This window comes from Geobacillus sp. YF-1 (assembly GCF_052692335.1).
Window position 1 is genome coordinate 501,125 of sequence record NZ_CP199850.1, and the last position, 22,482, is coordinate 523,606.

Genomic DNA, 22,482 nt, shown 5'->3' on the forward strand with positions numbered 1-22,482 from the left:
GTTGGGTTCATGTCTCCTTTTTTGTTTAGTTGTCAATTTATGTTAGCAAATTTGCTCATCTACAGTATTTTATTAGTCAAGATCGATTTAGAAAACTAGCAGAACAAAATATGACAGGTAGTGCAGGACAAAAAAGAGTACCAGCTACATTTTTAAAATCTATCTCGCTATATGTTCCACCTTTGGACATTCAGCGCAAAATTATCTATATTCTCGATAAAGCCCAAGAACTCATCGACAAACGAAAAGCCCAAATTGAAGCGTTAGACCAGTTAACGCAAAGTTTGTTTTTGGAGATGTTCGGAAAATTAAAAGGTGAAAAGGTACCTTTAAGTGAATTGTGTGACGTGAACCCTTCAAAAAAGGAAATTGAAAATATTAACAAGGAACTTCCAGTTACATTTTTGCCGATGTCAAATGTATCAGAAAATGGAGAACTTGATCTTTCTGAAACTAGATTAATAAAAGAGGTTTTTGACGGCTTTACCTATTTTAGAGAAGGCGATGTTCTTTTTGCGAAGATAACACCTTGTATGGAAAATGGAAAAGGGGCCATAGCCCGCAATTTAATAAATAATGTAGGATTTGGCTCAACAGAATTTCATGTTTTAAGACCAAAAGAAAAAGTCAATAGTACATGGCTATATTATTTAACAAGTTTACAATCTTTTCGAAAACAAGCTGAAGCGAATATGACCGGTAGTGCTGGCCAGAAACGTGTACCAAAGCAATTCTTTAGTAAATATAAAGTAGTTTTGCCGCCTATTGAGCTTCAAAATCAATTTTCCGAAATAGTACATAAAATACAATCTCAAAAGGAGATAATGAAGAAAAGTTTAGAAGAACTCGAAAACAATTTCAACTCCCTCATGCAACGCGCATTCAAGGGAGAGTTGTTCAACGATTAACCGACAGGAAAGGAATTCGTACCGGTTAAGGAGGGGCGTTGATTGCGATCCAACTTTCAGTTTTTAATCGGCAAACCTCATTATGAGAGCTTTGCGAATGCGTGTTTGGAGGCGGAGAAAAGTTTGGTTGTCAGTCCGGCGACGTGCGCGATTTTGACGCGCCGGGCGCTGGAGCTGGCGGTGAAGTGGGTGTACAGCTTTGATGGCGCGCTGAAAGTTCCGTATCAAGATCGTCTTTCGAGCTTGATTCATGACCCCGGTTTTTTGGCCATTATTGATGAAGCGTTGCTGCCGCTGTTGCGTTACATTGTCAAGCTGGGAAATGTCGCGGTTCATACGAACTCGATGATTACGAGGGAAGAAGCGATTCTTTCCCTCCACAATCTTCATCAGTTCGTCTCTTGGATTGATTATTGTTATTCAGATGACTATACGGCGGCGGAGTTTAATGAATCGTTATTGCCCATCGGTGAGGAAAAGCGCGAGCGTCCGGAAGAGCTGAAAGATTTATACGAGCGGCTCAGTTCGAAAGACAAGCGTCTGGAAGAGATGATGAAAGAAAACGAACAGCTCCGCGCTCTTCTCACCGCCAAACGGGAAGAAAACACGAAAGAGTCCCATTTCCAAGTCGACGCACTGAGCGAATGGGAAACAAGGAAGAAATACATTGATTTGGATTTGAAATTAGCGGGCTGGGAATTTCAAAAGGACGTTGTGGTCGAATATCCCGTCGTTGGCATGCCGAATCAAGAAGGGGTCGGCTATGTCGATTACGTCTTGTTTGGCGACAACGGAAAGCCGCTGGCGGTCGTGGAAGCGGAACGGACAACCGCTGACCCGAACAAAGGAAAGCAACAAGCCAAACTATATGCCGACTGTATCGAAAACATGCACGGCCAACGTCCGATCATTTTTTACACCAACGGTTTTGAAACGTATCTTTGGGACGACCTTGCCTATCCGGCGCGGAAGGTTTCCGGCTTTTACAACAAGGAAGAATTAAGCTTGCTGATTGACCGCCGGACGATGAAAAAGCCGCTAAAACATGTGCAAATCAATGACAACATCGCGAATCGTTATTATCAAAAAGAAGCGGTGCTGGCGGTCTGTGACGCGCTTGAGAACAAACGGCGCAAAGCGCTGCTGGTCATGGCAACGGGGAGCGGCAAAACGCGGACGGCGATTTCGATTGTCGATGTTCTTACCCGTCACAATTGGGTGAAAAATATTTTGTTTTTAGCCGACCGCAAAACGCTGGTTACGCAGGCGAAAAACAGCTTTAGCCATCTGCTGCCGAACTTGACGCTTTGCAATTTGCTGGACAACAAAGACAATCCCGAGGAAAGCCGCATGGTGTTTTCGACGTACCCGACGATGATGAACGCGATTGACGAAGCGAAACGAAAAGACGGCAAACGCCTCTTTACCGTCGGACATTTTGATTTAATCATCGTCGATGAGTCCCACCGCAGTATTTATAAGAAGTACCGAGCGATTTTTGACTATTTTGACGCCATATTGCTCGGGCTCACCGCCACACCGAAAGATGAAATTGACCGCAATACGTATGAAGTGTTTGATCTGGAAAACGGTGTGCCGACGTATGCGTATGAGCTGGACCAAGCCGTTCAAGACGGCTATTTGGTCGATTATCGGACGATTGAAACAACGCTAAAGTTTCTCGAAGAAGGCATTCGTTACGATGAGTTATCTGATGAAGAAAAAGAACGATATGAAGAAACATTTGATGAGGACGTCGGCGACGATATTGACAGCTCCGCGTTAAACGAATGGCTGTTTAACGATGATACGATTGATACGGTGCTGAGAGATGTAATGGAAAAAGGAATTCGCGTCGAAGGCGGAGACAAACTCGGCAAAACGATCATTTTTGCGAAAAACCATCGCCATGCGGAACGGATCGTGGAGCGCTTTGATCAATTGTTTCCCGAATACAAGGGCGGCTTTGCGCGGGTGATTGATTACAGCGTGAACTACTACCAAACATTAATCGATGATTTTTCCGACCGCAACAAATGGCCGCAAATTGCCGTATCGGTCGATATGCTCGACACGGGAGTGGATATTCCCGAAGTCGTCAACCTTGTGTTCTTTAAGAAAGTACGCTCGAAGGCGAAATTTTGGCAAATGATCGGGCGCGGCACCCGTTTATGCAAAGACTTGTTCGGACCCGGGCAAGATAAAACGCATTTCCTTATTTTTGATTATTGCGGCAACTTTGCGTTTTTCCGCGAAAATCCGAAAGGAATCGAAGGAAAAGCGGTAGAAAGCTTAACGGAGCGTTTGTTTACCGCCAAACTGGAAATCGTTAAAGAGCTGCAGCATTTACAATATCAACAAGAAGAGTATATTGCCTATCGCCATCAATTGATTGACGAGCTGCTGGCGGAAATCAATCGGTTAAACGAAGAAAACTTCCGCGTGCGCCAACATATTCAGTACGTACACAAGTTCCAAAACCGGGAAGCATGGAACGGTTTAACGGCCATGGATGTCAATGAAATCAAAGAACATCTGGCGCCGCTCATCGTTCCGCTCAACGATGATGAGCTGGCCAAGCGCTTTGATTTGCTGATGTATACGATTGAGCTGGCGAAGCTGCAAACGAATAATGCCACAAAACCGATCCGCAGCGTGATTCGCACCGCAGAGGCGTTATCTAAGCTCGGCTCGATCCCGCAAGTGCAGGAACAAAAATACATCATCGAAAAGGTGCAGACGGAAGAGTTTTGGAGCGAAGCCGATCTGTTCGAATTGGAAGCCGTTCGCGAAGCGTTGCGTGATTTAGTGAAATTCCTTGAAAAAGAAACGCAAAAAATTTACTATACGAACTTCAAAGACCAAGTTTTGGAAGTCAAAGAAAACGGCCCGATGTTTACTGTCAATGATCTAAAAAATTATCGCAAAAAGGTGGAACATTATCTGCACGAACACCGCGACCAGATGGCCATTTACAAGCTGCGGAATAATAAAAAGCTGACCATCCAAGACGTAAAAACGTTGGAGCATATTCTTTGGAATGAGCTTGGCACACAGGAAGATTATCAAAGAGAATTCGGCGCCACGCCGATTACAAAGCTCGTCCGCCAAATCGTCGGCCTTGACCCGCAGGCCGCCAACGAAGCGTTTTCCGAATTTTTATCAAGCGAACGGTTGAACATCCAACAAAGCCGTTTTGTCAAATTGATCGTCGATTACTTTGTAAAAAACGGAGTCATGGACAAGCGCGTGCTGCAGGAAGAACCGTTTAAAACCGTCGGCAGCATCGTTGAACTCTTTCAAGACAACATGGACGACGCGCGGAGGATCATTCGCATTATCGATGAGATTAACCGGAATTCGGAAGATATTGTGGGGGCGTAGCAAAAGCGTTCCTTGTGGTAATCTAGTTAGCCGTTGGGGTTGTTGCTAACGTTTCAATATATTTTGTTTTTCTTCGGTGTTAAGGCATCTTTGAGGGTGGAAACGTCTTGAAGATGCCTTATATTATATGGAACAAGTACAAAAATTGTCTAGATAGCTTATATTACAAAAAATTCTTGACAGCACCATATTGGAAATACTATGTATTTATTGTAAGATAAAAGTAGAAATTACTAGTAATAACTTACTATAAGTTCTTAGTAAGAATACATATTATCCTTGTTCTATAATTACTAGTACTGTCTAGTTTAATTTAAATATTTAACGGCAACTTAGAAAAGCAGAAGCATTATATCCAAGAGGTGCTTCTGCTTGTTTTATATTGGAATGTAAAAAGTGATTTGAAATTTGCTTGTAGATATTAAGTAAACCACCTCTCTATCATAAAAAATAGGAGGGATTTTTTGGATGATAAGACAAATTGATATTTTAGAATACGGTCCTTATAAAAACTATAGATGGGTTGATATATTCGGAAATGATTTGGATGAAGGGTTTGGATGTAGAAACATTATTTATGGAAGAAACTATGCTGGTAAAACTACATTTTCAAGAATAATAAGAAGTCTTGAATTAGGAAAACCCCATAAAGACTTTAATAATGGGAAATTTATAATTATTATTGATGATGGTAAACAAATAACTGAATTAGATTTAGATGATGGTCCTTATAATATTAGAGTTTATAATGCTGACTTTAAAAAAGATAATCTTAGCTTTTTATATGATGAAAATGGGGAAATATTACCCTTTGCAATATTGGGTGAGGAAAATATTGAAATCCAATATAAAATTGAACAAGAAGAAAAGAAAATTCAAGAAATTAGAGAAAAATTATATAACCCTGATCATGGTGTACATAAAAAATATAATGATAATAGAAAATTTCTAGATAAGTTAGAAAAAGAATTATCAAAAATATTAAGGGAAAAGGCGAGTCAGATTAGGAATAATCCGAATCTTTTTTTGGCTAATCAAAAAAAGCAATATGACATAAGGGATATAGAACAAGAAATTCCTTTTGCTAATTCATCATTAGAAGAACAAGAAAAGAAAGAACTTGAAAATACTATTAAGGAAAATATTAAAGAAATAGTGCCTCAATGTTTAAAATTAGATTTTGATTATATGGAACTTATAGACAAAGCAATATTATTACTTTCAATGAGCCTTAAACCCAGTAAAATAATAGAGTCATTAGCTAATAATAATGACCTACAAGAATGGGTTAGAGAAGGGATTGGTCTTCATAAAGGTATTTTAGAGGAATGTGCATTTTGTGGAAATAAAATAGACGTTTCTCGTTGGGAAGAATTAGATAGACATTTTACTAGGGAAGTTGAAGAATTCACTGAAAATCTAGAAAAATTAATGGATAAAATTAAGGAAAAGAAAGAATATATTTTAAATTACCAATTACCTTTTGATAAATATAGTTTCTATTCAATTTTTGAAGAAGATTATCATTTAATAGAGCGAGAATTAGATTTATTAAAAGAGGAAGCAGTTTCAGAGTTAGACGAAGTATACCGTGTTTTAGAAGAAAGAAGGAAAAATTTATTTTCTACCTCAAATATGTTAAGAAAAGATGGAGATATTAATTTAAAAGCTAATAAATTATTATCAAAAATAAATACTTTAATAAATAAAAATAATGAATATACCTTAAAATATACAGAGAAACAGAATGAAGCAAGGAAAAAATTAAGGTACGATGAAATTTATCGATTCAAAAAGTTGATCAGCTATGAGGAAAAAAAAGCAGCAATTGAAAATCAGAGAAATTTATTGCAAGAGATAAATAATGAAAAAGAAAAATTAGAGAAAATTGAAAAAGAAAGCCTTCTTAAAAAAGCAGAATTGGAAGCGTCATTAAAGGATGAAAAGAATGCCGTTAAACTTGTAAATAATTATTTAAAGTCATTCCTCGGTCATCCTGAACTATATTTAGATATTGAAGAAGAAGGGGCTAGTAAGAAGATTTCAAAATTTGTTGTGAAAAGGAATAATCAAAAAGCGAAAAATTTAAGTGAAGGGGAGCAAAGTCTAATAGCCTTTTGTTATTTCCTTGCAACCTTAAAAGACATTTCAAATATTGAAGAATATACAATTTTCATTGACGATCCGATTTCAAGCCTAGACTCTAATCATATCTTTTATGTTTTTAGTTTAATAGATTCTGAAATAGCCAGTAAAAACTATAAACAAGTTTTTATATCAACACATAATTTAGATCTATTAAAGTATTTGCAGAAACTTACAAAACCTACAAATAACAAAAAATATAACAATAAATATTATTTAATTGAAAAAAAATTAACTGCTAATGGTGAAGCAACAAGTATTATTACGAGAATGCCGACTTATTTGCAAACATATTCAACAGAATTTATATTTTTATTCCACCAGATATATAGGGTGGCAACAGAGGATCAGTCAGACGAAAATTATGAAGTATTTTATTCATTTCCTAATACGGCTCGTAAATTTATAGAAACTTATATGTTTTTTAAGTACCCTGATTTTACTATGAAAAATGATAAAAGAATACGTGAATTCTTTGGTGGAAAACTAGAATTCGTTTCGTTTTTAAATCGAATTAATAATGAATTTTCACATGGGGAGAATCAACCGGATAGACTATTTAAACCAATCGATATCCCAGAATTCAAAAAAAATGCACTTATTATTCTTGACTCTATTCGACGAAATGATGAAGAACAGTATTATGCATTTCTAAGAAGTATAAATGCATTACCACATGATGCAATAAGTAAAAAAGAGGATAATATTCTAGTTAATAGCATGGGTACAGTTAGTTAAGCTGGGTGTATAAATTCTATATATCAAATATTCCGGTCAAGTCCGAATTATTGTGTAAAATTCCATTGCAAGTACAGTAGAGTTGGATTACGGGAAAATAAAATCGCTTTTTATCGTTTTGTTTTTACACAATTTCGCGGACTTGATCAATATTCCTGAAAATGGCCATGGGGAAATTTGTTAACCAATTTTCGTGAGCTGAAAAAAGAATTTGTAAATAAAAGGGTTGCAGATGCAAATCAATTTATTGATAATGTACTGTACAGTAAGTTAAGGAGTAAATATATTTTATGGCAAACACTGCTACATCCATATGTTGTCTGCGATCACCACTCAAGGTATGTGGAGTGTTGTGCGTTGCTTGTGAAATCATCATGAGGAAAAGCTCGTTCCCTTGACTAGAGGGAATCGGGCTTTTTATGTAACGAAGGTTGCTGCACATCGAAAAAATGGCTGAATGGGTTAGGAGGGGTTTGAACAAAATCATAGTGTAGCCGCTCGTAGGAAAGATAAAACAGGCAGGAACGTTTTAGAGAAGCAGTCAGTCGGTCAAAGCTGCCAATACGAAAAATGCATTCTAGGCAGTGGTTTTTCAAATTTGTATCCCTGAGCGCATTTTGTACTCAGTCTGGATATGAAAAGGGCTACTCAAGAATGAGCGTTTTCTTAGGAAAGTGAAATTGCCAATACGGAGGGATGAAAGATGCATTTCCAACACATAACTGTTGCTGGAAGCGGGGTTTTAGGAAGCCAAATCGCTTTCCAAACAGCGTTTAAAGGATTTAAGGTGTCGGTGTATGATATTAACGATGAAGCGATTGGAAAAGCAAAAGGACGTTTTCGAGAGCTGATGAAGCGATATCAAGAAGATCTTGGGGCTTCAGAGGAGGAAGTTCGTGCCGCTTATGAGAGAATTTCGTTTTATACCGATTTAGCAGAAGCGGTGCGTGAGGCCGATTTAGTAATTGAAGCAGTTCCGGAAGTGAGGGAAATCAAGACGGAGTTTTACAAAAAGCTTGGGCAATACGCGCCAAAGAAAACCGTTTTTGCCACGAATACGTCGACGATGTTGCCCAGCCAATTCGCGGAAGCAACGGGGCGGCCGGAGAAGTTTTTGGCGCTTCATTTTGCGAACGAAATTTGGTTGCACAATATGGCGGAAGTGATGAAGCACTCGGGGACTGATGAGAAAGTGTTTGAAGCAGTCATTGATTTCGCTCGGGCGATCGGGATGGTGCCGCTGCCTCTTCATAAAGAACAACCCGGTTATATTTTGAACTCGCTGCTTGTTCCATTTTTGGATGCAGCGCAAAGCTTGTACATTCGGGGTATAGCTGATCCGGAAATTATCGATAAAACGTGGATGATCGCAACCGGATCACCTAAAGGCCCGTTCGCCATTATGGATGTCGTCGGCATCAACACAGTCTACAACATTGTCAGTGCCAAAGCGAAAGCGGGAGATGAAGAGGCGCGGAAATTGGCGGAAAAACTGAAAAAGGAGTTTATTGACAGAGGAAAACTCGGTGTCGCGACCGGAGAAGGCTTTTACTGTTATCCGCATCCGAAGTATGAGCAACCGGATTTTCTAAAAGGATGATATGCGACGGAAAAGATCACGTATCTCGTTCCCCAGTTCGACAGTTTTGAGGCCCTTTTAGGCAAAGGAAAATGGCTAACATGCTCTCATATCAAGTATTTCACGATGCGGATCCTAGAAAAAACGCTGAATCTCATCGGCCCACGACTTGTTTATTTTAACTTTTAAAGCAGCTGAATATCGATGATCATATAGGCATGTACATAACGACGAGTCACACGCAAAAACAAAGATGGAACAACCGAGGTGTATCTCCGACTTGCTCAACGAATGGGATCCGAAAGCCAAATAGGTGAAAGCGAAGGGGATTGATTCATTGGGACGTGAAGACGAGGTGGATCGCGCTGCCTTGGAGCGTCTGGCCAAACGCATTTCGCGGTTTCTTTCCCCTAGGCAGGCTTGGGAAATCGAGACGTTGGCAGGAGAAGTGTCGGATTACGCGCGCAAATGCCTCTCGTCCCTTTGGTATCAAGGGATGAGAGGCATTTTTTTGCCTCGTCGCTGTCGGACTCGGGGAAAATCTTGCTTGTTCTTATCTGTACTATATGTTATAATACGGTTGTGTTTGTTGTGCATAATCATGTTCCTTGCTGGAAAAGTGACATCTGATTGCTCCTGCAACAAACTTTCTCCCTCTATGTCTCAGCTTACAGTTTGAGCGTGCAGGATGTTTGGGGGAAGTAATGTACTCCCTAGTGTGTATAGGTAGCAGCAGAGCAATTAAATGATAGAGGTGAAATAGATGTTGTATAAACAGTTATTCGTTGAATGGAAAAGAGCGTGCACAGTCAAAAATGTCTTGATGTGGACGACGATTGTTCTCCTTTTACCAACTGTAAGGTTTTGCATGATCAGTGAAGGGTATCAGTTTTATCAGCCGGTTGAAGTGTTTCAGGAGACGATATCGGCGATTATTCCGTTGCTTTTTCCTGTCCTTGTTATTCTCATTTATCTGCCTTCCTTTGTGCAAGAACAAAGAAATCATTTTATCACTTATACTCGCATGCGAATTCCATTGAATACGTATTTGCTTAGCAAAGGGTTGATCAATGCTTTTTTGACGGGATTTGTTTTATTTTTGTTAATTTTCCTTCCGTTTTTGTTTATCATGTATGTGGAACCAAGGTTGGGGATTATTTACTATACTCCTATCGATGAGAAGACACATATACCTGCTACAACGTTTTCATCGTTCTTGTCGTACGGGGATTTCACATATGGATTGATTTATGCTTTGTGGGTTTCGATAAATGGGGTAGTTTATTCCACAATCGCTTTTATGTTGTTGCTCACTTTAAGCCATCCTTTTGTGGCTTTATCGTTTCCATTTGTTTTTTATCATATCGTTAACTTTGTAACAGGCATACTCAACGTACCAATGTTTTCGCCGCTTAGCACTATTTTTCCATTTAATATCGAAGTGCAGTCTTTATGGACTGTGCTGGTGCCGTTCACGTTTCTGCTGATCATTTTCATAGGGATTTTCGTCTTCTTAGTGCGAAATCAAAAAGAGTGGATGATATAGTTATGAAACAAAGGATGTTCTTTCAGAAAAAAGTTCTACAGGGCGTTGTCAGTCTAAAATGGCTGGCAGTAGGGAGTGTTTTTTGCCTCTATGGTTTTATGCTAAAAAAGGAAATCGTTCAGACTGCTTCTGAGAGGAAAGTCTATTTTAACAATTGGGATCTTACGTTGCGTTTACTAAGTGATATGTATCTTATTGTTTATTTCATTATTCCTCTAGTGCTAGTTTTTTCAATCCGATCGATTTTCATTGATTTTGATTATCAAGTTTTGATTCGTTTAGGATCATTCAAAAAATGGGTGTACTATTCTTTTGGGAATTTTTGGGTCAGTATTGCTCCTTTACTGCTCTTATGGGTGTTTGTATCTTTGTTCATGGCCATCGGCTTCCCTTGGTCGTGGGATTGGAGCCAGCTTAGTGCAACGGAGCATTGGACGAATACGCTTAATGAGTTGATAGCGTTCTTTGAAATGCCCTTATTTGCCCTTGCAGCCCAGTTTGTTTTGGTAATCGTAACTTTTTCATTCACCCATCTAGTGTTAGCCATTTTGTATGTTTTGACCGAGAGCAAGTATTTCATGCTTTTCGTTAGCGTTATTGTTTTTCTGGGCAGTATCATAGGATTTAAGTTGTTGCCTAGAGAGTTAGCTTTTTTGTCTCCGCCAACATTTTTTTCTATTGTGCAAGCAGTAAACACGTTTCACTCACTAATCCTAGTTTCTATTGTCCTTTTCGTTGCTAGTGTACTGATTGTCTTGTTTTTGCAAGTTCTGGATTTAAACAAAAAAGCATATGTTCAATGGATCAAACCGTATATTCCGATTGTCATTTATTTTTTTCTTTGTATTATAGGTATAAGTTTAACAGCCCGATCTTTGCTAAAAACATCTGCCGATCTCACTATTTGGGATGTTTTGGTCATGTCTTTTGTTGGTGTCAGCGCGGAACGGTTTATGTATGTTCCCTTTTTCTTTTATGTCCTTGTATTTTTTGGGTTTGTTTATTTGGTTCAATCGTTTTTCCTCAGCAATGAGATTGAAGAGCTAGGTTATTATAAAATTATTCGTTTTAGAAGTTTGGATAAATGGTTTTGGAGTTGGATGCTAAAACTGTTTCAGGCAACAGCATTATTTCTGTGCACGTTGATGGGGTTATCCCTAGTGATCGCTGTCTGTTTTGGGCTGAATATGCGTTTTCATGTCACGGTGCTTTCGACTCCAGTGTATGAGGTGATTTATCACTTTTTTATCAACGGTTTTCTGCAGATTATTTTTTATATCATTGCCGTTTTTATTGTTTCTTGGGTAAGCAAAGAGTCAATACATGGTCTGCTTTTAGTAGGGGTGTTTATGATTCTAATGCTCCCGGGGGTAAATGGGGGAGGTGTTATTCCCGTGGGACTGAATGGCATTGTTTACTTAGCCGATGACTCACCGTATGATCTAACAGTCATTTTAGTTATTGTGAACACCATAGCTTTGTCTGTCGTTCATTATCTGTTTAAGCAAAGTCTAAAAATATAAGCAGGTGGGATGAAAAGTAATGTCCATTGTTATTTCTTTAAAAAATGTAAGTAAAGCGTATAAAGGAGTAACTCTTCTTGATGGTGTTGATCTCAATGTGGAAAAAGGGAAAATATACGGTATTATAGGGCCAAACGGTTCAGGGAAATCGGTATTGTTTAAGATGATCTGTGGGTTTGTGTTCCCGGATCAAGGGACGATTACGGTGAACGGAGCCGAGATGGGAAAAAGAGAAAGATTTCCAGAGGATTTCGGCATTATTATAGACCGTCCTGGTTACATCGCGAATAAAACAGGGTTTCAAAATTTAAAAGAATTGGCAATGATCAGAGGAAAAATTAATGATGAAAAGATTTTTGAAACGATGGAAAAGGTTGGGTTAGATCCCCGGGCCAAACAAAAAGTCAAGCATTATTCGTTAGGGATGAAGCAAAAATTAGCTATTGCCCAAGCTATTATGGAAGATCAACAAGTGCTGATCCTAGATGAACCATTCAATGCCTTAGATGCAGAAAGTGTAGATAGAATCCGGAATCTATTATTATCTTTTAAGAATGAAGGACGTACCATTTTACTTACAAGTCATAATCAGGAAGATATTAACTTTCTTTGTGATCATGTGTTCCGCATCAATAAATATAAACTGGAACCGGTTGAACGGTAATGGCAATCGTTAATGAGAAGCAACATATTTCTACTAGATACACGTCTGAAGTTTGCCAAGTGCCTTCTCCTCCCATTTGTATCAATGGGAGGCATTTTTTTGCCTCGTCGCTGCCGGACTTGGGAAGAACGGCAATGTTTCCTCGGGGGGATTGATGAGGCAGCGAAACAATGTATTTCCATTGTTGCCGTAAAAAACAGCTTCACGCGGCACAAGGAGTGCTCTGTTTGTCTTTTTCATATGGAAATGATTTTAATACAAGTGGCGCGGCTGCAGTGACCACCTCGCTTCCTATTTTGAAAAATACGCCTTGAGTCGTAGTCAAAATATATCTTCGGAACGTGATGGGAGTTTACGGGGATGCGATACGATAGGAAGCGAAAGGAGGCGAAAGGATGGCAAAAAAGATCGGGTTGTTCGTTGCCGGCGCGGCCGCTTTGCTGGTGTTCTTGTTTCATCTCGGGCCGCTTGTCGGGCTGGTGATCACGCTGGCGATCTTGTACTATGCGTTCAAGAAATGTTTGAAAGCCCCATCGACATTTGGGAAAGTGGTGTGGGCGCTTATTGGCTGTGCGGCGTTGGTGGCCAGCGCTTCGAATGTGCCGGCGCTCATGGCGCTTGTGGCGGCGTATGTGTTGTATGTCGTGTATAAACAATGGAACGGAGTGAAAGGGGAACGTGTCGTTTCGGAAAGCGACGATCCGTTTGTCAACTTTGAAAAACAATGGGCCGAGCTGCAAAAACAGTATTAAGAGGAGTGATCGATGGTGGGTGTATTCTCGCGTTTGAAAACGATCATTGAAGCCGATCTTCACGAATGGCTTGACGAAAAAGAAAAGAAAAACCCCATTGCGCTGCTCAATCACTATTTACGCCAATGTGAACAAGAAGCCGAGCGGGTGCGGCAGCTGCTTGAGCGCCAATATGTGTTAAAAGAGCAGTTTGCCCGTGAACATCGCGAGGCGGAACAGATGGCCGAAAAACGAAGCAAGCAGGCGGAGGTGGCGGCGCAGGCCGGGGAAGTAGAGCTGGCCGAATTTGCCCGGCGCGAACAAGCGCAATATGCGGAACGGGCGGGCCGCCTGAAACAGCTGCTCGAGCAAGCGAGCCGCGAGCTGTTTGAGTTGGAAGCGAAATATGAGGAAATGAAGCATAAGCTGAAAGACATGCAGATGCGGCGCATGGAGTTGATGGGGCGGGAAAACGCGGCGCGGGCGCACTACCGAATCCATCGGGTGATCAGCGGGGATGCCGGTCCGGCGCTGGCGGCGTTCGCCGATGCGGAAGCCTACCTTGACCGCCTGGAGCAGCAAGTTCGCTCCGATTATTACCGGAGCACGATCGACGCGCGCATCGCTCAGCTGGAAAAGCAGTTGCAGGAAGGAAACTAACCGGATATGCTAGAAGGTGTCCCGACATAGTGGGGCACCTTCTTTCATACTTGGTATGCACACCATGTTGGGCTTTGGGGCGAATCATCGTTTGAAACAACCTTTTTCATTTTGGACAACAGGGGGCTCCCCGCATGCTCGATCAACGGAAGAAAACGGATTATGTCAGTTGGGCGGTTTTGATCGCGCTAGTGCTTTTGGCGATTGAAATTTCGTTTTTCCATCCCGGATGGTTGTTTTCGATCGGATTATCGGTCGCTTTGCTTTATATCGGCAAACAGTCTTGGCCGCGCAGACGGGGGAAAGTGCTCTTTTCGCTCGGCGGCATTAGTCTCGTGTTTCATATGTTTACGATGGTGACGGCCCGGTTGATCGTTGTTGCTAGTTTATTTTACTTTATTTGGAAGTTTGCTCAGTCCAAGCAGCAGCCGACCGTTATTCGTCCTGTCATCACGGAAGCGACGAGTGGAAACGAGGAAATCATCGAGCGGCAGCCGTTGTTTTGTAATGTGCTGTTTGGACGGCAGGCGACTCCCGAACATGTGTATGAATGGGATGACGTCAACATTCAAACCGGCATTGGCGATACGGTGATCGACGTCAGCAACACCGTCTTGCCGAAAGGGGAAGCGGTGATTATGGTGCGCGGGTTGATCGGTCATGTGCGCGTGCTTGTTCCGTACGAGGTGGAGACGAAGGTCGTCCATTCGGCCATCGTTGGCGGTGCGACGGTGTTTGGGCATGCGACAGAACAGCTGTTTAATCAGACGTTCCTTTATCAGACCCCTTCGTATCAAGCGGCCGAGCGGAAACTGAAAATTGTCACCTCGATGATGATCGGCCATCTTGAGGTGAAGCGGCTATGAGCCGGTCGTTGATCGTTTCCGTGTTATCAGCGCTGATTGTTTTTGGTTTGTTGTTTGTTTCCTTTCTGTACACGTTTCCGCTTGGGACATGGGCGGAGCTGTGGGAGAGAACGGTGATGGGGGTCCCGTTTTTGCTGTTTGTGACAGCCGGCAGTTTGCTGGTTGGGATCGTGAGCGGGCTTCTGTTGGATATCGTTTGGCGGAGGCAGCGAGAGGCTCTCAGGCAGGCGCTGGAACACATTGAACGCGGTGAAATCGGGGAGCTTTACCGGACCGAAGCGCCATCGGAGCTGCAAGACGTCTGGCGACAAATCGAGAAGCTGCAAGCGCAATGGCGCGCGCAAACGAAGCGCGTGCAAAAGTTAGCGGCGGAAAAGGCCGAACAGGAAGAGTGGCTCGTTGAACGCATTCTTTCCGAAGAGCGCACGCGGTTGGCGCGGGAGCTGCACGATTCGGTCAGCCAACAATTGTTCGCGGCTTCGATGATGATGTCGGCCGTCATGGAAGCGATGCCGCCGGATGATGAACGGCAGCGCAAACAATTGGCCATGGTCGAGCAAATGATTCACCAGTCGCAATTGGAAATGCGGGCGCTGCTTTTGCATTTGCGGCCGGTGCAGCTGAAAGGAAAATCGCTTCAAGAAGGGATGAACGAACTGCTCACGGAATTGGCGGGCAAAGTGCCGCTTGAGATAAGATGGAACATCGAAGACGTTCCGCTCGATAAAGGGGTGGAAGATCATCTGTTTCGCATTTTGCAGGAGTCGCTGTCGAACACGTTGCGCCATGCGAAAGCGCAAACGGTGGAAGTATTGCTGATTGAACGGGACGGGTTTGCGATTTTGCGCGTCACTGACGACGGTGTCGGTTTTGATGTGGAACGTTCAAAAAGCGGTTCGTACGGGTTGAAGCACATGTATGAGCGGGCGGCGGAAATCGGCGGAACATTGAAGGTAGTGAGCTTAAAAGGCCAAGGAACACGGCTGGAAGTGAAAGTGCCGCTTTTGCATAGGGGGGATGACCGTGATCAAGGTGCTGCTTGTCGATGATCATGAAATGGTGCGGCTTGGCGTGTCCGCGTATTTGTCCGCTCAACCGGACATGGAGGTGATCGGTGAGGCGGAGGATGGGGAAAAGGGAGTTGAGCTCGCTCTCCAGTTGCGGCCGGATGTCATTTTGATGGACTTGGTGATGGAACCGGTGGACGGCATTGCCGCGACACAGGAAATCATTCGCGCATGGCCGGAGGCGAAAATCATTGTCGTGACGAGTTTTTTGGATGATGAAAACGTGTTCGCGGCGCTCGAAGCAGGGGCGACGAGCTATTTGTTGAAAACATCGAAAGCGAGCGAAATTGCCGACGCCATTCGTGCTACGTTCCACGGACAATCGGTGCTCGAGCCGGAAGTAGCGGGAAAAGTCATGCCAAACCGGCGAAAACAACGAGAGCGGCTGCCGCACGAACAGCTTACGAGCCGGGAGATGGAAGTGCTTTTGCTGATGGCGCAAGGGAAGACGAATCAAGAAATGGCTGAGGAATTGTTCATTTCCCTCAAAACGGTGAAAGTGCATGTGAGCAACATCCTCTCTAAACTCGGCGTCCAAGACCGGACGCAAGCGGTCATTTATGCGTTTCGGCATGGATTGGTGAAATGAGGAGCGTGTGAGTGGCAAGAGATGATGAAATGACAAAAAGGGGGAAATCGTCGATGAGTGGAATCGCTAACACGCCGCAGCCGCCGTATTATGCCGTTATTTTTACATCGGAGAGGACAGAAGAGGACGATGGATATGAAGAAATGGCGAAAATGATGGTAGAACTCGCTGCCAAACAGCCCGGATTTTTAGGTGTGGAAAGCGTGCGAGGGCAGAATGGAATCGGGATTACGGTTTCCTATTGGACGTCATTGGAGGCCATTCGCAATTGGAAAAAGCATGATTGGCATCAACTGGCGCAGAAAAAAGGAAAAGCGGATTGGTACAAGCGCTATGCATTGAGAGTATGCTATGTCGAACGCGATTCATTTTTTGATAGGGAGTAGGTGTTCTGTGAACACCAAAACCGCTCCATTTCATCAAACGGAACAGGAGGATGAAACAGGAGCGGTTTTGTTCGTTGCGGTGGGTCAAAAAGGCTAACGTTTCGAGAGGAATTACGCTTGTTTGGCCAATTGGCGAAGCTTTCGGTCGTGATGGAGCACCTTCGTGGTCAACACGTCGACCGAGGTTTGCGTGTCTGCGAGTTCTTCTTCGAGGCGATCGCTTCGTTCGTTCAGTTGTCTGTTCATCTGTTGCATTTCCTCACGAAGGGAATCGATTTTGGCTTCAAGACGGGTTTCGACAGCATGGATTTCGCTGCGGAGCTGCTGGCCCATTTCGTGCATTTCACCACGGAGTCGTTGTTCCATTTCCTCCATTTTCGAGCTGATTTTGTCGGAATGTTGTTCGAGGGCGTGCAGCACCGCTTGGATGATCGTGTTTTCTTCCATTCGTTTCACCTCCTCATCGCCATTATAGGCGAAACGGAACGAAAGCGAAAGAGAAAAGATGGTGAGTTTCGTCGAAACAGGGCGGTCGAATTTTTGGGGCGAACCGCGTGTTTTCGATTTATTATGTCGCTTGCTTTGCCATACAATAGAACTATAGCTTGGCCGAAAAAGGAGATGAGCAAATTGGATGCGGGGTGGACGTTTGACAACCGTTATGCAAGGCTGCCGGAACGCTTTTTCAGCCGCGTTCTCCCCACGCCGGTGCGCGCGCCAGAACTGGCGGTGCTCAACCGGCCGCTTGCGGCAGAACTTGGGTTGAATGAAGAAGCATTGCGAAGCGACGCAGGGGTGGCGGTGCTGGCGGGAAATCGGATTCCGGACGGGGCTGAGCCGCTGGCGCAGGCGTATGCCGGGCATCAGTTCGGCTATTTCACGATGCTTGGCGACGGACGGGCGGTGCTCATCGGCGAGCATGTCACCCCAAGTGGCAAGCGGGTGGATATCCAGCTGAAAGGCTCGGGACGAACGCCGTATTCGCGCGGCGGCGACGGGCGGGCGGCGCTCGGGCCGATGCTGCGGGAGTACATCGTGAGCGAGGCGATGCACGCCCTTGGCATTCCGACGACCCGCAGCTTGGCGGTCGTGACAACGGGAGAGACGATTCGGCGGGAAACCGAACTGCCTGGGGCGGTGTTAACCCGCGTCGCCTCAAGTCATTTGCGTGTCGGGACGTTCCAATACGCGGCGCAATGGGGGACGAAAGAAGAGCTGCGCGCGTTGGCCGATTACGCGCTCGAGCGGCATTTCCCTCGGTTTGAGGAGGCTGAGAACCGCTATTTGTTTTTGCTTGAACAAGTCATCGCCCGGCAAGCGGCATTGATCGCCCAATGGCAGCTTGTCGGTTTCGTCCACGGGGTGATGAACACCGATAACATGACGATCAGCGGGGAAACGATCGATTACGGGCCATGCGCGTTTATGGACACGTATGACTTGAAGACGGTGTTCAGCTCCATCGATACGGAAGGGCGGTATGCGTACGGCAATCAGCTGTATATCGGGGGCTGGAACTTAGCCCGATTGGCGGAGAGCTTGCTGCCGCTGCTGGATAAGGATGAGGAAAAGGCGGTGGCGTTGGCGCAGGAAGCGCTCGATCAATATCCGACGTTGTATCATCGTCATTGGCTCGACGGGATGAGAGCGAAACTCGGTTTGGCTGAAGCGCAAGCGGGGGATGGCGGGCTTATCGCCGATTTATTGCGGCTGATGGAAGTATACCGCGCTGACTATACGAACACGTTCCGGGCGTTGACGTTAGGCGAGTACACCGGAATGGCGCTCTTTGACGCTTCCGAGTTTCGCGAGTGGCACGAGCGCTGGCAAACGCGGCTCAGCCAAGAAGCGGTTTCGCGGGAAGAAGCGTATGAACGGATGCGCCGCCATAATCCGGCCGTCATTCCGCGCAACCATCGGGTTGAAGAGGCGTTGGCCGCCGCGGTCAATTGCGGCGACTACAGCGTGATGGAGCGTTTCCTCGAAGCGCTGGCCGACCCGTACGCTTATTCGCCGGAACAAGCGGAATACGCGGAGCTGCCGCCGCCGTCCGACCGGCCGTACCGGACGTTTTGCGGGACGTGAAAAGGGCCCTTGGGAGCCCTTTTTTTCATTTTCCTCTTTACTTTGACGTTGCGTCAAGGTGTATCGTCATCCATAGGGAGGTGAGGAACATTGAGTACACCGTGCATGAGCTGGCCAAACTGGCGGGGGTGACAAGCCGGACGCTTCGGTATTACGATCAGATTGGGTTGCTGAAGCCGGCGCGGTTGAGCGACGCCGGGTATCGGCTGTACGGGCCACGCGAAGTCGATCGTTTGCAGCAAATCCTCTTTTACCGCGAACTTGGCGTCGATTTGGAAACGATCAAACAAATCATTCATTCCCCGTCCTTTGATGAACTGAAAGCGCTAAGGGAGCACCGCCAACAGCTGTTGGAAAAAAGACGCCATCTCGATGCGTTGATTGCGAGCGTTGAACAAACGATTGCCGCGAAAGAAGGGGGAATCTCAATGAGCGACGAGGAAAAATTTGCCGCGTTCAAGGAGCAGCTGGTTGAAGAAAACGAGCGGAAATATGGCGAAGAAATTCGCCATAAGTATGGCGATGAACAGGTCGATCGTTCCAACGACAGACTGCGGAAGATGACGAAGGAACAGTTTGATGAGGCGGAACGGCTCAGTCAAGAGGTGCTTGAGGCATTGAAAGAAGCGATGCAAGATGGCGACCCGGCCGGCGAGGCGGCGCAACGGGCAGCGGATTTGCACCGTCAATGGCTTTGCTTCTGGTGGGATTATTATTCGAAGGAAGCGCATGCCGGACTGGCGCGCTTGTATGTCGAGGACGAACGGTTCAAAGCGTATTATGACCAAGTGCATCCGGGAGCGGCTGAGTTTCTCAAAGAAGCGATTTGGATCTATACGGGGATGAAAGACCGGTAAGCGGCAGGCGGCTCGCCCGAAGAATAGGCGAGCCGCCGTTTTTGATGGCTCTGGATGAAGGCGTTCGGTTTGCGATACAATCAAAGTGGTGCATAAAGGAGTCCTCGGTGAACAGCGAAAGGAAGGTGTGGGTGCAATGGAGGCGCTCAGGCAACAACTGCGGGCCATTGACCAAAAGGGATATAAAGCGTACAAAGCGATTGAGGGGGAGTATTGCTTTCCGGCGTTTACTTTGGCGATTGACCATGTGCAAGGCGACCCGTTTGCGGAACCGTCGAAAATTCGGGTGATCGTGCCACGGGTGAAGACGGTGTTGACATCGGAGTGGACGAACACGAAACCGCGCCGCGTCCGTTGCGAAGATGTGTTGGCGCGCCGCGTCCATCACGAACTGCGGCAATGGCCGGCGCGGGCGCGCGGGTCGGGAAAAAGCGGGCTCGTGTCGATCGACGCACCGGGGCAGAAGGTGCTCGAGCGAACGGCGGTGCAAATCACCGATGAGACGATCGCCATTTGTTTATCGGTTGGCTTGCCGGCCAACGGGCGGCGCATTTTAGCGAAGGAAGCCGAGAGCATTTTTTTTGAACAAATTCCAGCCGTGATCGAGCGGGCGGTGTACGGCCTTCGTGAAGAGGAGATCCGCCTGGCGGTTGAGCTGGCCGATCAACAGCATGCCATCCGCCGCTATTTGCATGAGCGCGGATTGGTGGCGTTTGTCGCCAACGGCGCGATCTTGCCGCGCGAAAGCGGGGTGAGCGACAAGCCGCTGCGGAAAGGTGCGGTGCCGTTTCAAAGCCCGCCGGAGCTCGAGGTGGCGATTCCGGTGCCGCATCGCGCCGAACCGATCAAAGGCATGGGCATCCGGAAGGGGATCACGCTCATTGTCGGCGGGGGTTACCACGGAAAATCGACGCTGCTTCAGGCGTTAGAGCACGGTGTGTATGACCATATCGCCGGCGATGGCCGGGAGTTTGTCATCACTGACAGCGGGGCGGTGAAAATTCGCGCTGAGGACGGCCGCAGCGTGGCCAATGTCGATATTTCCCCGTTTATCGGCACGCTGCCGTACGGCAAGGAGACGACGCGCTTTTCGACGGAAAACGCGAGCGGCAGCACTTCGCAAGCCGCGAGCATGATCGAAATGATCGAAGCGGGGGCGTCGGCGTTTTTGATCGATGAAGATACGAGCGCCACCAATTTGTTCATGCGCGACGCGCGCATGCAGGCGCTCATCGCGAAAGAAGCCGAGCCGATCACCCCGTATATCGACAAAGCCCGCCAGCTGTTTCACGATTACGGCATTTCGACTGTCTTGGTCGTCGGAGGGTTAGGGGATTATTTTGAGATTGCCGATTGTGTGATCAAACTGGAACAGTATGTTCCATCCGATGTGACCAGCGAAGCGAAACAGATCGCGGCCAAGATGCCATCGGGGCGGAAAGCGGAAGGCGGAGTGTCGTTTGGCCGCATTCGTGAACGCATCCCGCTGCCGGAGAGCTTAAACAGCCAAAAAGGAAAGAAAGCGAAAGCGGTCGCGCGCGGTCGCCATGTCATTCAATACGGGCTGACGGACGTGCTGTTGTATGCGCTCGAGCAGCTTGTTGACGACAGCCAGACGCGAGCGATCGCTGCGGCGTTTTTGTATATGGAGCGAAAAGGGTGGCTCGACGGAACGAAGACCGTCCGGCAATTGCTCGATGCCATCGAGGAACGGTGGGACCAACATGGGCTTGGCTCGATTTCTTTCCGCAACGGCCATCCCGGCGAGTTCGCCCGCCCGCGCCGCTTCGAGCTGGCGGCGGCGCTCAATCGGCTGCGGACGCTTCGCTGCCGGCAGTGCTAGGAATAGAGGGCTGCGCGAAGCGGTGTCCGCTTTTTGCCACCCGGCTGTGCTTCCGCCTAAACAACCGGCGCTTGTTGCGGGGAGGAACATCAGTGCTTTTACTGGGAACAAAATAAACACGCCCCGCTGGATCATAGGGCAAAAGAGAAACATCAGCCCCTTTGCTCGGAACAGCGGCGGCTGTCCCCTGTTTTCCGGTGATTTGACTCTAGCGCCATGAAGCCATTGCCGCTATAATAAAGGTTATGAGTGCAACGTGGCGAAAGCGGCGGGAAGCCGCGGCAAGTGAGGGGGGACAGGGCATGAACAAATCCAAAGGCTGGATCGAATCCGAAATCAGCAAAGCGTTGACGAAATGGGAAAAAGACTTTCTTGGCCGCGGCTCGGTGTCGGTCAAAACCGATATTTTGCGCGACATGATCATCGTGTCCTTGCACGGCATTTTGACGCCGGCGGAGTATGCGCTGTGCGAGACGAAAGAAGGGATGCTGGCGGTGAAACGGTCGAGAACGAGTTTGGTCGAATCGGGAGTCGATGAGTTGAAAGAGATGATTTTCGAGATCACCGGCGAGCAGGTGAAAAGCTTCCACACCGATTTGAGCACGCGAACAGGCGAGCGCATCATTGTTTTTAAGCTGTTTCACGATTTGGAAAAGCAGCTGACAAAGTAACGTTTTTCATGACACGTCCATCAAGATGTTGTATAATAAAAACAACTTTTGTATAGTAAGGATAAAAGAAAATCGAGAGGACGATGCTGTCGGCAGCCCTTCAAAAAACCTACGTCGGCTTAGGTTCGTTGAAGGGAAACCGACCGTCGCCCATTGCGAGAGAGCGCGCGGGAGATCTTCAAACAATCGCATCGAAGATTGGTTGAAGGTAAACCGGCTATGAGCAATCGCTCGGCAATG

18 protein-coding genes are annotated in these 22,482 nt (G+C 45.8%); 17 read left to right on the forward strand and 1 reads right to left on the reverse strand.

Annotation, left to right across the window (positions count from 1 at the left end; genetic code table 11):
• Window positions 1-110: 110 nt before the first annotated feature.
• From ACTVIM_RS02450 to ACTVIM_RS02510, 13 genes are all read left to right on the forward strand, one after another.
• Complete coding sequence (locus ACTVIM_RS02450; protein ID WP_445613537.1) at window positions 111-908, forward strand: restriction endonuclease subunit S; 798 nt, start codon at window positions 111-113, stop codon at window positions 906-908.
• Window positions 909-950: 42 nt separating this feature from the next.
• On the forward strand, window positions 951-4,292 hold the full coding sequence (locus ACTVIM_RS02455) for a DEAD/DEAH box helicase family protein (protein ID WP_445613538.1): 3,342 nt from the start codon (window positions 951-953) through the stop codon (window positions 4,290-4,292).
• Between the two features lie 468 nt (window positions 4,293-4,760).
• On the forward strand, window positions 4,761-7,175 hold the full coding sequence (locus ACTVIM_RS02460; RefSeq protein ID WP_445613539.1) for an ATP-binding protein: 2,415 nt from the start codon (window positions 4,761-4,763) through the stop codon (window positions 7,173-7,175).
• Window positions 7,176-7,878: 703 nt separating this feature from the next.
• Window positions 7,879-8,775: a 3-hydroxyacyl-CoA dehydrogenase gene (locus tag ACTVIM_RS02465; protein WP_445613540.1), complete on the forward strand. Its 897-nt coding sequence runs from the start codon at window positions 7,879-7,881 to the stop codon at window positions 8,773-8,775.
• 742 nt (window positions 8,776-9,517) lie between these two features.
• Window positions 9,518-10,300 (forward strand): ABC transporter permease, encoded by a 783-nt coding sequence (locus tag ACTVIM_RS02470; RefSeq protein WP_445613541.1) that lies wholly within the window; start codon window positions 9,518-9,520, stop codon window positions 10,298-10,300.
• Window positions 10,301-10,302: 2 nt separating this feature from the next.
• On the forward strand, window positions 10,303-11,823 hold the full coding sequence (locus ACTVIM_RS02475) for a hypothetical protein (protein WP_445613542.1): 1,521 nt from the start codon (window positions 10,303-10,305) through the stop codon (window positions 11,821-11,823).
• Between the two features lie 19 nt (window positions 11,824-11,842).
• Window positions 11,843-12,487 carry an ABC transporter ATP-binding protein gene (locus ACTVIM_RS02480; protein WP_445613543.1) on the forward strand — a complete coding sequence of 215 codons (645 nt, stop codon included), beginning with the start codon at window positions 11,843-11,845 and terminating at the stop codon, window positions 12,485-12,487.
• A gap of 395 nt (window positions 12,488-12,882) precedes the next feature.
• The gene (locus ACTVIM_RS02485) at window positions 12,883-13,239 is read left to right on the forward strand and encodes a lmo0954 family membrane protein (RefSeq protein WP_445613544.1); all 357 of its coding nucleotides are present in this window, start codon (window positions 12,883-12,885) and stop codon (window positions 13,237-13,239) included.
• A gap of 12 nt (window positions 13,240-13,251) precedes the next feature.
• Window positions 13,252-13,878 (forward strand): PspA/IM30 family protein, encoded by a 627-nt coding sequence (locus ACTVIM_RS02490; protein ID WP_445613545.1) that lies wholly within the window; start codon window positions 13,252-13,254, stop codon window positions 13,876-13,878.
• A 134-nt stretch (window positions 13,879-14,012) separates the two neighbouring features.
• Window positions 14,013-14,744, forward strand: a complete 732-nt coding sequence (liaF, locus tag ACTVIM_RS02495) for a cell wall-active antibiotics response protein LiaF (protein ID WP_445613546.1) — start codon at window positions 14,013-14,015, stop codon at window positions 14,742-14,744.
• Window positions 14,741-15,793 carry a sensor histidine kinase gene (locus tag ACTVIM_RS02500; protein ID WP_445613547.1) on the forward strand — a complete coding sequence of 351 codons (1,053 nt, stop codon included), beginning with the start codon at window positions 14,741-14,743 and terminating at the stop codon, window positions 15,791-15,793. The genes liaF and ACTVIM_RS02500 overlap by 4 nt, the downstream gene beginning before the upstream one ends.
• A complete protein-coding gene (locus ACTVIM_RS02505; RefSeq protein WP_445614289.1) occupies window positions 15,768-16,400 on the forward strand; it encodes a response regulator transcription factor in 633 nt (210 codons plus the stop codon). The genes ACTVIM_RS02500 and ACTVIM_RS02505 overlap by 26 nt, the downstream gene beginning before the upstream one ends.
• 53 nt (window positions 16,401-16,453) lie before the next feature.
• Window positions 16,454-16,786 carry an antibiotic biosynthesis monooxygenase family protein gene (locus ACTVIM_RS02510; protein WP_445613548.1) on the forward strand — a complete coding sequence of 111 codons (333 nt, stop codon included), beginning with the start codon at window positions 16,454-16,456 and terminating at the stop codon, window positions 16,784-16,786.
• Window positions 16,787-16,897: 111 nt separating this feature from the next.
• Here ACTVIM_RS02510 and ACTVIM_RS02515 read toward each other — a convergent pair whose 3' ends face one another.
• Complete coding sequence (locus ACTVIM_RS02515) at window positions 16,898-17,233, reverse strand: hypothetical protein (RefSeq protein ID WP_033020030.1); 336 nt, start codon at window positions 17,231-17,233, stop codon at window positions 16,898-16,900.
• A gap of 174 nt (window positions 17,234-17,407) precedes the next feature.
• Between ACTVIM_RS02515 and ACTVIM_RS02520 the strand changes: the two genes are divergently transcribed.
• The 4 genes from ACTVIM_RS02520 (at window position 17,408) to ACTVIM_RS02535 (ending at window position 22,242) form a co-directional block, all read left to right on the forward strand.
• Window positions 17,408-18,871, forward strand: a complete 1,464-nt coding sequence (locus tag ACTVIM_RS02520) for a protein adenylyltransferase SelO (protein WP_445613549.1) — start codon at window positions 17,408-17,410, stop codon at window positions 18,869-18,871.
• A gap of 68 nt (window positions 18,872-18,939) precedes the next feature.
• Window positions 18,940-19,728 carry a MerR family transcriptional regulator gene (locus ACTVIM_RS02525; protein WP_445614290.1) on the forward strand — a complete coding sequence of 263 codons (789 nt, stop codon included), beginning with the start codon at window positions 18,940-18,942 and terminating at the stop codon, window positions 19,726-19,728.
• Window positions 19,729-19,864: 136 nt separating this feature from the next.
• Window positions 19,865-21,571, forward strand: a complete 1,707-nt coding sequence (locus tag ACTVIM_RS02530; RefSeq protein ID WP_445613550.1) for an ABC-ATPase domain-containing protein — start codon at window positions 19,865-19,867, stop codon at window positions 21,569-21,571.
• A 302-nt stretch (window positions 21,572-21,873) separates the two neighbouring features.
• Complete coding sequence (locus ACTVIM_RS02535; protein ID WP_033020034.1) at window positions 21,874-22,242, forward strand: DUF2294 domain-containing protein; 369 nt, start codon at window positions 21,874-21,876, stop codon at window positions 22,240-22,242.
• Window positions 22,243-22,482 lie beyond the last annotated feature (240 nt).

Coding starts and splice junctions, on each gene's coding strand:
- ACTVIM_RS02450 (WP_445613537.1), top strand. CDS start 111: ATGACAGGTAGTGCAGGACAAAAAAGAGTACCAGCTACATTTTTAAAA.
- ACTVIM_RS02460 (WP_445613539.1), top strand. CDS start 4,761: ATGATAAGACAAATTGATATTTTAGAATACGGTCCTTATAAAAACTAT.
- ACTVIM_RS02465 (WP_445613540.1), top strand. CDS start 7,879: ATGCATTTCCAACACATAACTGTTGCTGGAAGCGGGGTTTTAGGAAGC.
- ACTVIM_RS02470 (WP_445613541.1), top strand. CDS start 9,518: ATGTTGTATAAACAGTTATTCGTTGAATGGAAAAGAGCGTGCACAGTC.
- ACTVIM_RS02475 (WP_445613542.1), top strand. CDS start 10,303: ATGAAACAAAGGATGTTCTTTCAGAAAAAAGTTCTACAGGGCGTTGTC.
- ACTVIM_RS02480 (WP_445613543.1), top strand. CDS start 11,843: ATGTCCATTGTTATTTCTTTAAAAAATGTAAGTAAAGCGTATAAAGGA.
- ACTVIM_RS02485 (WP_445613544.1), top strand. CDS start 12,883: ATGGCAAAAAAGATCGGGTTGTTCGTTGCCGGCGCGGCCGCTTTGCTG.
- ACTVIM_RS02490 (WP_445613545.1), top strand. CDS start 13,252: ATGGTGGGTGTATTCTCGCGTTTGAAAACGATCATTGAAGCCGATCTT.
- liaF (WP_445613546.1), top strand. CDS start 14,013: ATGCTCGATCAACGGAAGAAAACGGATTATGTCAGTTGGGCGGTTTTG.
- ACTVIM_RS02500 (WP_445613547.1), top strand. CDS start 14,741: ATGAGCCGGTCGTTGATCGTTTCCGTGTTATCAGCGCTGATTGTTTTT.
- ACTVIM_RS02510 (WP_445613548.1), top strand. CDS start 16,454: ATGAGTGGAATCGCTAACACGCCGCAGCCGCCGTATTATGCCGTTATT.
- ACTVIM_RS02515 (WP_033020030.1), bottom strand. CDS start 17,233: ATGGAAGAAAACACGATCATCCAAGCGGTGCTGCACGCCCTCGAACAA.
- ACTVIM_RS02520 (WP_445613549.1), top strand. CDS start 17,408: ATGAGCAAATTGGATGCGGGGTGGACGTTTGACAACCGTTATGCAAGG.
- ACTVIM_RS02530 (WP_445613550.1), top strand. CDS start 19,865: ATGGAGGCGCTCAGGCAACAACTGCGGGCCATTGACCAAAAGGGATAT.
- ACTVIM_RS02535 (WP_033020034.1), top strand. CDS start 21,874: ATGAACAAATCCAAAGGCTGGATCGAATCCGAAATCAGCAAAGCGTTG.